The sequence below is a fragment of the Mycobacteriales bacterium genome (genome assembly GCA_035690485.1).
GTDB lineage: Bacteria > Actinomycetota > Actinomycetes > JAFAQI01 > DASSKL01 > DASSKL01.
Genome location: DASSKL010000091.1, coordinates 66,623 through 77,813 on the forward strand (window position 1 = coordinate 66,623; position 11,191 = coordinate 77,813).

Consider the following 11,191-nt stretch of genomic DNA (forward strand, 5'->3'; position numbering starts at 1 on the left):
GTCCGCTAGCAGCCGAGACCGCAGAAGTTGATCACTAAAGTGGAGAAACGGTTGCTGTCACGCCGGAATTGTCCGGTTCCCATGCCCACAACTCGACTTTGGTGATCCACTTCGCGGTGCTGGCCGGCCGTTCAGAGCCGAGCCGAAGACAGGGGGCCGGGGCCGCGCGGGTGGGGGCAGTTCAGGGGGCCTGGGCCGCGTGGGTGGGGGCAGTTCAGAGGGCCGGGGTGCGTGGGTGGGGGCAGTTCAGGGGGCCTGGGCCGCGTGGGCGGGGGCAGTTCAGAGGGCCGGGGCCGCGCGGGTGGGGGCGGTGCAGGGTGCCGCCCCCACCCGATTTCCAGGGGGAGGGTTTCCGTCAGCTGGTCTGTGTCGGCGCGGGTGCCTGGTTGCCCATCCCGCCGGGCCCGCCCATCCCGCCGGGGCCGCCCGGACCCATTCGACCCATGGGACCCAGGTCGCGCGGCGGGCGCGGCGGCTTGCCCTCGTAGACCGCTCGAACCTTGCCGGCCGGGCCGATCAGCACGTGCACCGTCTGGCCGCTCAGCGCCGACAGCGTCGAGGGCTGGCCGTCCTTGAAGACGACTGACTTGCGGGCGAGGGTGTAGGTCTTGCGGTCGACCGTGAACGTGCTGCCGTTGACGCCCGACAGAGTGCCCGTGACCACCGTCATGTGCTGGCGACCGGGACGCGGAGCGGTCCCGCTCGCGATCTCCTTGAGGACGCCGTCCACGACCAGGACGCGGACCTGCTTGCCGTTGAGCTGGGACAGCGACGCGGCCTTGCCGTCGAGCCGGATCTTGGTGTTGGCGTCGGGCGTGTAGGACTGCGAGTGCCCGTCCTTGCTCACCACCGTGATCTCGTCACCCGAGACGGTGCCGGTGCCCCGCTGGAACTGCACGGTGTGGTCCTTGTTGTCCTTCCCCCAGACCGTGACGGTGCCGTACTCCGCCCGGGCGAGGGCGCCGAGGCCCGGGTGCCGCGGCCCCGGCTTGCCCGCAGCCGGTGGGTTGGTCGTGGTGGTGCTCGGCGAGTCGGCGCTGGCCAGACCGGTCTGGGACAGGATCGCCCCGGTGGCCGCGCCGGCGCCGAAGATGCCGACGGTGGCCCAGGTCGCCAGCCGTCTGGTGCCGGTGAGAGCACGCATGGTTCCTCCTCAGCGAGTGCTCGATCAGTGCACGAAGAGTGGTCGAGCACCCTGAGCATTGACTGAGAAGAACCTGAGGGTTTCCTGAACGGCGCCCCGACAGCGAAACCGCGCCCGGTGGGGGCGCGGTCTCAGGGGTGTCCGGGCCCGAGGGGGGACGGGCCCGGACGCTCGTGGGCAGGCGAAGCGCGGCGTACGACGCGCCAGCCGGCGGACTTCGGGGGAAGTGGCCCGGCCGGTGACCTCAGCGGCTGCTCGCCTCGGCGAGCGCACGCTCGGTCAGCACCCGGGCCAGGTGGCGACGGTACTCCGCGCTCGCCGTGACGTCACTCCCTGGCTCGGTGCCCTCGTCGGCGTGCGCCGCGGCGTCGGCGGCGGACGAACCCGAGGACAGGGCCGACTCGACCGCAGCTGCCCGCAGCGGCGTGGCGCCCATGTTGGCCAGCGCGACCCCGGTCGCGCCGTCGCTGCGCTGGACGGCGACCGCGACGGTCGCCCAGTCGATGGCTCGCCGGGTGAACTTCTGGTAGGCCCAGCCGCCCGGCGACTTGGGTACGCGCACCTCGACGAGCATCTCGTCGGGCTCGAGCACGGTCTCCAGGAAGCCGGTGAAGAACTCCGTGGCCGGCACGGTTCGCTCGCCCGACGGTCCGCGGAGCACGAAGGAGGCATTCATCGCCAGCAGTGCCGTCGGCAGGTCGGCCGACGGGTCGGCGTGCGCGCACGAGCCGCCGATCGTGCCGCGGTGGCGGATCTGCGGGTCGCCGACGAGACCGGCGACGTGGGCGAGCATCGGCACCGCCCGGCCGGCGACGTCGTTGGCGTGCAGGTCGGCGTGGCGGGTCAGTGCGCCGATCGCCACGGTGTCGCCGTCCTCGCGGACGTAGGAGAGCTCGGCGATGCGGCGTACGTCGATCAGGGTCTCGGGGGTTGCGAGCCGCAGCTTCATCAGCGGCAGCAGCGACTGTCCACCGGCGAGCAGCTTGGCCTCGTCGCCGAGCTCGGCGAGCAGCGACAGCGCCTCGTCGGCGGAACCGGCGCGGCGGTAGGCGAACGGCGCGGGGATCACTTGCCGGCCTCCGCTGCGGAGAGCACCGCGGCCACGATGTTGTGGTAGCCGGTGCAGCGGCAGAGGTTGCCCTCCAGCCCGGAGCGCACCTCTTCCTCCGTGGGATGCGGGTTTTCCTCGAGGAGCGAGATGGCCGCCATGACCATGCCCGGCGTGCAGAACCCGCACTGCAGACCGTGCTTCTCGCGGAATGCCTTCTGCACGGGGTGGTCGAGCTGCCCGGCGGGTGACAGTCCCTCGATCGTCGTGATGTCGCTGCCGTCGGCCGAGGCCGTCAGCACCGTGCACGACTTGACCGACTCGCCGTCGACCAGCACCGTGCACGCGCCGCACGACGTGGTGTCGCAACCGACGTTGGCACCGGTCAGGTCGAGCTGGTCGCGCAGGAAGTGGATGAGCAGCGTCCTGTCCTCCACGTCGGCCTCACGGCGCTGGCCGTTGACCGTCAACGACACCTTCACCGGGCCGCTCCTTCCTGGATCGCCCGCCACACCTTCTCCGAGGTGGTGGGCATGTCGATGTGCCGGATGCCGAGGTGCGCCACGGCGTCGATCACGGCGTTCTGCACCGCGGGCGTGGCGCCGATCGTGCCCGACTCGCCGATGCCTTTCACGCCGAGGGGGTTGACCGTGGTGGGGGTGGCCATGTCGACCAGCTCGAAGCTCGGCAGCAGGTCGGCGGTGATGAACCCGTAGTCGGCGAAGTTGCCGGTCACGGGGTTGCCGTCGGGGTCGTAGCGCATCTCCTCGAGCAGCGCCTGCGCAGCACCCTGCGCGATGCCGCCGTGGCGCTGACCCTCGGCGGCGATCGGGTTCACGATCTTGCCCGCGTCGTCGACGCTCACGACGCGCGTCAGGTCGACCCGACCGGTGCCGGTGTCGACCTCGACGACCGCCAGGTGCGCGCCGAACGGGAACGTCGCGCCCTGCGCCGTGAAGGAACCCTCGACGACCAGGCCGCGCTCGGTGCCTTCCTTCGCGGCGGCCGCAGCCGCAACCTCCGGCCACGACTTCACCTCGTCGGGAGAGCCGGCCACGTGGAAGACGCCCCGGTCCTTGTCCAGCTGGATGTCCCCCTCGGCCGCCTCCAGCAGGTCGGCAGCCACCGACTTGGCCCGCTCGACGGTGAGCACCGCGACCTCGTGCACCGCGACGCCGCCGGCCTGCAGCGACCGCGAGCCCATCGTGCCGCCGCCGGTCGCCACCTCGTCGGTGTCGCCGTGCTTGACCGTGATGCGCTCCACCGGGATGCCGAGCTCGTCGGAGGCGAGCATCGCCCAGCTCGTCGCGTGGCCCTGGCCGTGTGGCGAGGTGCCGGTCCAGACGGTGACGTCGCCGCTGGGGTGCACCTCGACCCGGGCCAGCTCGTCGAACGGTCCGGCGCCGTTGGTGATCTCGACGTAGGCGGAGACGCCGATGCCGAGCTGCTTCTGCGCGCCGCTGTCACGCCGCCGCTTCTGCTCCGCCCGTAGGTCGTCGTAACCGGCCGCGGCCAGCACCTTGTCGAGGGCGCCCGCGTAGTCGCCGGAGTCGTAGTTGGCGCCCGTGGGCGTCATGTGCGGGAAGGCGTCCTTGGCGATGAAGTTCTTCCGTCGTACGTCCGCCGGGTCCATGGCGATCTCGGCGGCGAAGCAGTCGATCGCCCGCTCGATGGCAGCGGTCGCCTCGGGCCGGCCGGCGCCGCGGTAGGCCAGCGTGTGGCAGGTGTTGGTGACGACCGAGACGCTCTTGTAGGCGATGTTCGGGATGTCGTAGACGCCCGGCGCCATCATCTGCGTGAAGAACGGCAGGAACGCGCCGAGGTTCGGGTAGGCGCCGGCGTCCTGCACGACCTCGAGGGCGTAGGCCGTGACTTTGCCGTCGCGGCTGCCCCCGATGGTGATCTTCTGGTGCTGGGCGCGGCCGTGGCCCATCGCCTGCATGTTCTCGCTGCGGTTCTCGGTCCAGCGCAGCGGCCGGTCGAGCGACTTGGCGAGGATCGCGACGAGGATGTCCTCCGGTGAGGTGCCGATCTTCGCGCCGAAGCCGCCGCCGACGTCCGGCGTGATGAGGTGCACCTGGGCCGGCTCGACGCCGCAGGACGCCGCGATGGCGTCGCGCGCGGCGTGCGGGTTCTGCGTGGACGTCCAGATGGTGAGCCGGCCGTCGTCGCCCCAGGCGCACGCCGTGCCGCGCACTTCCAGCGGCGCGGGCGCGACCCGGCTGTTGACGACGTCCTGGCGTACGACGACCTCGCAGCCGTCGAACATGTCGCCGTCGACGTCGCCGATGGCGAACGCCGCTGCGATGTTGGTGCCGGCGTCGGGGAACAGCAGCTGCTGGTCCGTGGCCGACTGTCGCGGGTCGACCAGCGGGTCGAGGGCGTCGTAGTCAACGACCACGAGCTCGGCCGCGTCCTCGCCCTGGTAGCGCTGCTCGGTGATCACCGCCGCGACCGGCTCGCCGACGTAGCGCACGACGTCGGTCGCGAGCCACGGCTTGGCGAAGCCGGGGTTCATGCCGAATTGCGGCGGGATCGGCGGCAGCGGGAGGTCGGCACCGGTGATGACGGCGAGGACGCCGGGTGCCCGGCGTGCCTCCTCGGCATCGATACCGGTGATCTTGGCGTGCGCGACCGCGGAACGCACGTAGGTGACCCACGCGGCTCCGGTCAGTCGTTCGTCACGCAGGTCGTCGACGTAGGTGCCTCCGACGGTGAGGAACTTCGGGTCCTCCGTGCGGAGCACTCGTGTGCCCATGACACTCACGAGGCGCGATCCTGCCCTATCGGTGTGAGTACCGCCACACCGGAGGGTCCCGTCAGGTCCGTCGGCGCCCGGGAGGCTCAGGCGGTGGCGCGCAGCCGGTCGACGACCTCGGCGAACGACGGGTTGGTCATCGCGGTGCCGTCGGGGAAGACGACTGTCGGTACCGTCTGGTTGCCGCCATTGACCGACATCACGTAGTCGGCGGCCTCGGGGTCCTGCTCGATGTCGACGTCGTCGTAGGCAATGCCCTCGCGGTCGAGCATCCGCTTGAGCCGCGTGCAGTAGCCGCACCACGGGGTGCTGTACATCGTCACGCGCTGTGGTGCCTGCCCCGACATGCCGATCCTCTCGTCGTACGCCGATGTTCTATCTGCACAACTATCGGACCTGCCGGGGGCTTCCCGGAGTGCCGCCGGTGTCGCAGCCGGCTGCGAGGATGGCCGTCGTGCCGGCCACTCCCGAAGGCGTCCTCGAGGCGCTCGACCCCGAGCAGCGCGCGGTCGCGGAAGCCGTGCGCGGCCCGGTGTGCGTGCTGGCCGGCGCCGGCACCGGCAAGACCCGCGCGATCACCCACCGGATCGCCTACGGCGCGTTGACCGGCGCGATGCCGCCCCAGCAGGTCCTCGCGGTGACGTTCACGACCCGTGCGGCCAGCGAGATGCGCAGCCGGCTGCGGCTGCTCGGCGTGGCCGGCGTGCAGGCGCACACCTTTCACGCCGCCGCGCTGCGTCAGCTCAAGTACTTCTGGCCGCGCCTGGTCGGCGGCGGCTTCCCCCGGCTGCTCGAGACGAAGCTGCGGGTGGTCGCCACCGCGGCCGGCCGCAGCCGAGTGCCGGCCCGCGGGCCGGTGCTCCGTGACCTGACCAGCGAGATCGAGTGGGCGAAGGCGACGCTCGCCGGCCCCGACGGCTACCCGGTCGCGGCGGCGCGGGCGCGCCGGGACCCGCCGGTCGCGGCCGAGGAGGTCGCGAAGGTCTATGCGGCCTACGAGGACGTGAAGCAGGCCGAGGGGCTGCTCGACTTCGAGGATCTCCTGCTGCTGACCGCCGCGGCGATCGAGGACCATCGCGACATCGCGGCCGAGGTGCGGGCGCGCTACCGGCACTTCGTCGTCGACGAGTTCCAGGACGTCAACCCGTTGCAGCAACGGCTGCTCGAGGGCTGGCTCGGTGACCGCACCGACATCTGTGTGGTGGGCGACGCCAACCAGACCATCTACTCGTTCACCGGGGCCTCCGCGTCGTACCTGTTGGACTTCCCGCGCCGCTACCCCGACGCGACCACGGTGCGGCTGGTGCGCGACTACCGCTCGACCCCGCAGGTGGTGGCACTGGCCAACCGGCTGCTCGGCCCGGCGAGCGGGCTGCAGCTGTTGGCCCAGCAGCCCGACGGACCGGAGCCGGCCTACGCCGAGCACGCCGACGAGCCCGCCGAGGCCGCTGCGGTGACCGCCGAGTGCCAGCGGCTGATCGCGTCGGGCGTGCCCGCGCGCGAGATCGCGGTGCTCTTCCGGGTCAACGCCCAGTCGGAGGTCTACGAGCAGGCGATGGCCGCGGCCGGCGTGCCCTACGTGCTGCGCGGCGGCGAGCGGTTCTTCGACCGGCCGGAGGTGCGCCAGGCAATCGTGCTGCTGCGCGGCGCGGCGCGCTCGCCCGAGGATGCCGCTCCGGCAGGTCTGGTCCACGACGTCACTCACGTGCTGGCCGCCGCGGGCTGGACACCCGAGCCGCCGGCCGGGTCAGGCGCCGCGCGGGAGCGGTGGGAGTCGGTGCGCGCGCTGCTCGGGCTGGCCGAGGAGCTGCTGGCCGCCGAACCGACCGCCGACCTGGCGGCTTTCGTCGCCGAGCTCGAGGCCCGCGCCGCCGCGCAGCACGCGCCTCAGGTCGAGGGTGTGACGCTCGCGTCGATGCACGCCGCCAAGGGCCTGGAGTGGGACGCCGTGTTCCTCGTCGGGCTGGTCGACGGGACCGTCCCGATCCAGCACGCGGTCTCGGCCGAGCAGGTGGAGGAGGAGCGACGGCTGCTGTACGTGGGCATCACCCGCGCCCGCCGGCACCTGCGGCTGTCGTGGGCGCTGTCCCGGTCGCCGGGCGGACGTGGCTCCCGGTCGCCGTCGCGATTTCTCGACGGGTTGCGGCCGGCGTCGTCGTCGGCCGCCCCGGCCCGCGCGCCGGGTCGGGCCAAGCAGCGCCGCGGGCCGGCGCGTTGCCGGGTCTGCCAGCGTCCGTTGTCGTCCACGGTCGAGCGCAAGCTCGGCCGGTGCGCGGGCTGCCCGTCGACGCTCGACGAGGCGCTCTTCGACCGGCTGCGCGCCTGGCGACTCGAGCGCGCCCGGGCGGGCAGCATGCCGGCTTTCGTGGTGTTCACCGACGCGACGCTCACGGCGATCGCCGAGATCCGGCCGGCCACGGTCGAGGCGCTGGCCGCCATCTCCGGGATTGGCCCGCGCAAGATCGAGGACTACGGCGACGAGGTGCTCGCCCTGGTCGCGGATGTTCCCCCGCCCTGATCACCGGCGGACCGCGACGCGAGAGCGTCGCTGGATGGCGCTGCGAGGGACCGACGTGGTTGCGGCAGAATCCCCGCTCATGCGCACGCCGCTCGACGAGCTCGTCGACCTGCTCGACCTCGAGCAGATCGAGGTCAACATCTTCCGCGGGCGCAGCCCGGAGGAGCGGCAGCAGCGGGTGTTCGGCGGGCAGGTGGCCGGGCAGGCGCTGGTCGCGGCCGGACGCACCGTGCCGATCGACCGGCCGGTGCACTCCTTGCACGCCTACTTCCTGCGGCCCGGTGACCCGGCGGTGCCGATCGTCTACACCGTTGACCGGCTGCGCGACGGTCGGTCGTTCACGACCCGGCGGGTCGTCGCCGTGCAGCACGGCGAGGCGATCTTCAACCTGTCGGCGTCGTTCCAGGTGCGCGAGGAGGGGCTCGACCACGAGTGGGACGCGCCGCCCGCGCCCGACCCCGAGTCGCTGCCGACCATGGCCGAGCGGATGAAGGCCTACGCCGAGAAGGTCCCCGACTTCGTGCTGCGGCCGCGGCCGATCGACGTACGCCACGTCGACGACCCGCCGTGGATCGCGCGGCTGTCCGGCAAGGGACACCCGCAGCAGATGGTGTGGATGCGGGCCGACGGGCGGCTGCCCGACGAGGAGCTCGTGCACGTCTGCGCCCTGACCTACGCCAGCGACATGACGCTGCTCGACTCGATCATGCTGCCGCACGAGGTGTCGTGGGAGCAGCTGCGCGGGGCGAGCCTCGACCACGCGATGTGGTTCCACCGGCCGTTCCGGGCGGACGAGTGGTTTCTCTACGTGCAGGAGAGCCCGTCGGCGTACGGCGCGCGCGGGCTGGCCCGTGGCCTGATCTACGACCGCGAGGGGCAGCTGATCGTGTCGGTCGTGCAGGAAGGGTTGATGCGGCTCGTGCGCTCGCGCCGCTGATGCGAGTCGGACCCGCCACCCGATTAATCCGTTGCGCCCTGCGCCGGTGACCTTTATCGTGCGGATCACGCCGTACGACGTGCCGTCGTCCGTGCGCCCACGCCCGAGGAGGCCTGCGATGGCCGGAGGAGGTGCCCGATGCTGAGCAGCACGCTCGCTGCCGTCGTGGCGCCCGCCTGCATGCCTTCGCAGCATGCCGGTGTGGGCGTCGGCGCCGGTCTCCAGGGGACCGGTATGTCCAGCGGCGGCACGTGCCCGATTCCGGGTTACCCGACCGTCCTCCGCGCCCGCGCGATCGCGTTTGTCGCGAGCGCTACGGCCGCCGCCAAGGACAACGACGTGTGGGGGTCCCGTGCCTGGAGCCCGCCGGTTTGACAGCCAAACGACCGGCAGCCTCCAGGGCCGCGGAACCCCGACCGGGATCCGCGGCCTTTTTGTTTGCCGGTCCTCCGTCCCCGTCCCTTCGAGCCCTGTCTCTCCGACTCCACCGACCACCAGCGTGACCCGGGCCACGAGCCCAGCGACGCATCTGTCCCACGAGGAGGTGTGACCCCGATGCAGCCCTGTCTGTCCGAACCGTTCGTCGAGGAAGAGCGGGTCGACCTGGAGCTCCCCTGTTGGGGAGCCGACCCCGACCTGTTCTTCGCCGAGTCGCCGGCCGACGTCGAGCGGGCCAAGGCCATGTGCCTGGACTGCCCCATCCGGCTGAGCTGCCTCGCGGGTGCCCTCGAGCGGCGGGAGCCGTGGGGCGTCTGGGGTGGGGAGTACTTCGAGCGCGGCTCGATCGTCCCGCGCAAGCGGCCACGGGGCCGGCCCCGCAAGGACGCCGTCGCCGCGTGAGCGCAGCCCACGGCCGCGTCCTGACGCGGCCGGATGACCGGGCTGTGGGGAGTTGTCCCAGCCGGGAAGCGGGCGGCTCCCCACAGCCCACTGCTTCGGCGACGCCGGTCGACCCCGGCGTATGCCGTCCCTCGTCCGAGCCGTGCGACCCACGGCCCGAACATCAGGAGTCCGACATGTTCAGCGTCATGACCGAACAGCTCGCGCGCGAACGCATGCGTGACCGCGAGCTGGAGGCGCAGCGAGCACGCATGCTCGCGCGCCTGCGCGCGACCCGGCGTCGGCAACGCCGCGCGGCCGCTGCACATCGCAGCTGGCGTGCGGTGCTCGCCCCGCGGTAGTGCGGCGGCCACCTCGGCCGCGCACTCGGGTCGCCCCGCTGCCCCGGCGCTCTCCTCCAGGATGAGTGCCGGGGCAGCGCCGTCTGTCGTCGGATGAGCGCCGTCGCGCACGCTTCTCGCTAGGGTTCGCCGCATGCCGCTGTCCGACCGGACCTTCGACACTGCCGTGGGCACGGGTTCGCCTGACGAACTGGCCGGCCTGCGCGAGCGGGCGTTGGACGTTCTCACCGATCCGGCGCTCGCGCGCATCGTGGAACTGGTGGCGTGGGCCGACGGTGACCATCTGTACGTCGCCAACGCGGCCGGCCGGTCGCGGGCGGCGCGCAACGCGCCGTCGTCGGTGGAGGTGCTGGCCGGGGCCGACCCGGTGGCGCGCCAGGATCCGCTGGCCTTCACACCGCTGCCCGCGGAATTCGCTGCTGCCGAAGGAAATTCCTACCCCTTCGCGTGGCAGCGGCTGGCATCGCTGTTCGATGACCCGCGTGCACCGGACCTTGCCGTCGTGCACACGGGTGCGCACCACTGGCCGGAGCGGGGCGGGCACCTGGGCGAGCACGGGTCGCTCGCTGTGGTGCAGTCCCGCGCGCCGCTGCTGCTGTCCGGCGCGGGCGTCAGGGAGCGTGGTGTGCTCCAGACGGCAGCACGCGTCGTCGACGTCGCCCCCACGTTGGCGTGGTTGGCCGGCGCGTCGCTGTCGTCGCTGGCCGACCTCGACGGTTCTGCGTTGGTCGACCTCGTCACGCCGACCGGCGGCTACGTGGTCGGCCTTCTCTGGGACGGCGTCAACTCCAACAGCCTGACCGCTTTGGCGGAGTCCGGCGACCTGCCGGCGGTCGCACGGCTGCTGTCGCAGGGCTGCGTGCTGGCCGGCGGCGCGATCGCGGAGTTCCCGAGCGTCACGCTCGTGAACCACACGTGCGCGCTGACCGGCGTCGGGCCGGGCCGGCACGGCATCGTCAACAACTCCTACTACGACCGCGTGCGCAGCGAGACGATCCATGCCAACGAGCAGAAGACCTGGCATCTCGCGACGGGCCTGCTGCGCGACGGCGTACGCACGGTCTTCGAGATGGTCGACGTGCAGACCGCCTGCGTCGACGAGCCCGTCGACCGGGGTGCCGACTACTCGACGTTCGCCCTCATCCGCGGCGGCGGGTCGAGCGACGGTGCGGCGTCGATGGACTCGGCGCTCCCGAACCCGCGTGAGGATCCGCACACGACCCAGGCGCACGTGCGCAACCGCAACTACGCGTTCGGCAGTCAGGTCGACGCGATCGGGCTGCAGCAGGTGCTGTCGCTGTGGGAGTCGCCGGAGTCCGCACCGCGGCTGATGTGGTGGAACAGCATGAACACCGACACCGGTCACCACGAAGGCGGCCCGCACTCGGACATCGCGCACGACTCGATGCGCGACGCCGACCGGCGACTGGGGGCGTTTCTCGCGCACCTGGACTCGCTTGGCATCACGGACCAGGTGACGTTCCTGCTGACCGCCGACCACGGGTCCGAGGGTGCCGACCCGGCGTGCACGGGCGACTGGGACGAAGCACTGCGCGAGGCCGGAGTTCCCTTCCGCGACGAGGCCTACGGCTTCATCTACCTGGG

The 11,191-nt window shown here is 72.1% G+C and carries 11 protein-coding genes; 6 read left to right on the plus strand and 5 right to left on the minus strand.

Annotation, left to right across the window (positions count from 1 at the left end):
- Nucleotides 1-355: 355 nt before the first annotated feature.
- From VFJ21_13830 to VFJ21_13850, 5 genes are all read right to left on the minus strand, one after another.
- Nucleotides 356-1,144 carry a hypothetical protein gene (locus VFJ21_13830; GenBank protein HET7408199.1) on the minus strand — a complete coding sequence of 263 codons (789 nt, stop codon included), beginning with the start codon at nucleotides 1,142-1,144 and terminating at the stop codon, nucleotides 356-358.
- Between the two features lie 244 nt (nucleotides 1,145-1,388).
- Nucleotides 1,389-2,213, minus strand: a complete 825-nt coding sequence (locus VFJ21_13835) for a xanthine dehydrogenase family protein subunit M (GenBank protein HET7408200.1) — start codon at nucleotides 2,211-2,213, stop codon at nucleotides 1,389-1,391.
- Entirely contained in the window at nucleotides 2,210-2,674 is a 465-nt protein-coding gene (locus tag VFJ21_13840; GenBank protein ID HET7408201.1) for a (2Fe-2S)-binding protein, read from the minus strand. Before VFJ21_13840 ends, VFJ21_13835 begins: the two co-directional genes overlap by 4 nt.
- On the minus strand, nucleotides 2,671-4,950 hold the full coding sequence (locus tag VFJ21_13845) for a xanthine dehydrogenase family protein molybdopterin-binding subunit (protein ID HET7408202.1): 2,280 nt from the start codon (nucleotides 4,948-4,950) through the stop codon (nucleotides 2,671-2,673). Before VFJ21_13845 ends, VFJ21_13840 begins: the two co-directional genes overlap by 4 nt.
- Before the next feature lie 86 nt (nucleotides 4,951-5,036).
- Nucleotides 5,037-5,297, minus strand: coding sequence for a mycoredoxin (locus VFJ21_13850; GenBank protein ID HET7408203.1), 261 nt, complete (start codon nucleotides 5,295-5,297; stop codon nucleotides 5,037-5,039).
- 98 nt (nucleotides 5,298-5,395) lie between these two features.
- Here VFJ21_13850 and VFJ21_13855 point away from each other — a divergent pair, with 98 nt between their 5' ends.
- From VFJ21_13855 to VFJ21_13880, 6 genes are all read left to right on the plus strand, one after another.
- Entirely contained in the window at nucleotides 5,396-7,468 is a 2,073-nt protein-coding gene (locus tag VFJ21_13855) for an ATP-dependent DNA helicase UvrD2 (protein HET7408204.1), read from the plus strand.
- 34 nt (nucleotides 7,469-7,502) lie between these two features.
- A complete protein-coding gene (gene tesB, locus VFJ21_13860; protein HET7408205.1) occupies nucleotides 7,503-8,405 on the plus strand; it encodes an acyl-CoA thioesterase II in 903 nt (300 codons plus the stop codon).
- A gap of 138 nt (nucleotides 8,406-8,543) precedes the next feature.
- Nucleotides 8,544-8,780 carry a hypothetical protein gene (locus VFJ21_13865; protein ID HET7408206.1) on the plus strand — a complete coding sequence of 79 codons (237 nt, stop codon included), beginning with the start codon at nucleotides 8,544-8,546 and terminating at the stop codon, nucleotides 8,778-8,780.
- Between the two features lie 180 nt (nucleotides 8,781-8,960).
- Entirely contained in the window at nucleotides 8,961-9,245 is a 285-nt protein-coding gene (locus VFJ21_13870) for a WhiB family transcriptional regulator (GenBank protein HET7408207.1), read from the plus strand.
- Nucleotides 9,246-9,421: 176 nt separating this feature from the next.
- Nucleotides 9,422-9,586, plus strand: coding sequence for a hypothetical protein (locus VFJ21_13875; GenBank protein ID HET7408208.1), 165 nt, complete (start codon nucleotides 9,422-9,424; stop codon nucleotides 9,584-9,586).
- Nucleotides 9,587-9,719: 133 nt separating this feature from the next.
- The coding region (locus VFJ21_13880; GenBank protein HET7408209.1) for an alkaline phosphatase family protein at nucleotides 9,720-11,191 on the plus strand (1,472 nt) is incomplete at its 3' end.

What these genes read in the sequence shown, in the direction of transcription:
- VFJ21_13865 (HET7408206.1), top strand. Translation starts at nt 8,544, where the DNA reads ATGCTGAGCAGCACGCTCGCTGCCGTCGTGGCGCCCGCCTGCATGCCT.
- VFJ21_13830 (HET7408199.1), bottom strand. Translation starts at nt 1,144, where the DNA reads ATGCGTGCTCTCACCGGCACCAGACGGCTGGCGACCTGGGCCACCGTC.
- VFJ21_13845 (HET7408202.1), bottom strand. Translation starts at nt 4,950, where the DNA reads ATGGGCACACGAGTGCTCCGCACGGAGGACCCGAAGTTCCTCACCGTC.
- VFJ21_13875 (HET7408208.1), top strand. Translation starts at nt 9,422, where the DNA reads ATGTTCAGCGTCATGACCGAACAGCTCGCGCGCGAACGCATGCGTGAC.
- VFJ21_13855 (HET7408204.1), top strand. Translation starts at nt 5,396, where the DNA reads ATGGCCGTCGTGCCGGCCACTCCCGAAGGCGTCCTCGAGGCGCTCGAC.
- tesB (HET7408205.1), top strand. Translation starts at nt 7,503, where the DNA reads ATGGCGCTGCGAGGGACCGACGTGGTTGCGGCAGAATCCCCGCTCATG.
- VFJ21_13850 (HET7408203.1), bottom strand. Translation starts at nt 5,297, where the DNA reads ATGTCGGGGCAGGCACCACAGCGCGTGACGATGTACAGCACCCCGTGG.
- VFJ21_13870 (HET7408207.1), top strand. Translation starts at nt 8,961, where the DNA reads ATGCAGCCCTGTCTGTCCGAACCGTTCGTCGAGGAAGAGCGGGTCGAC.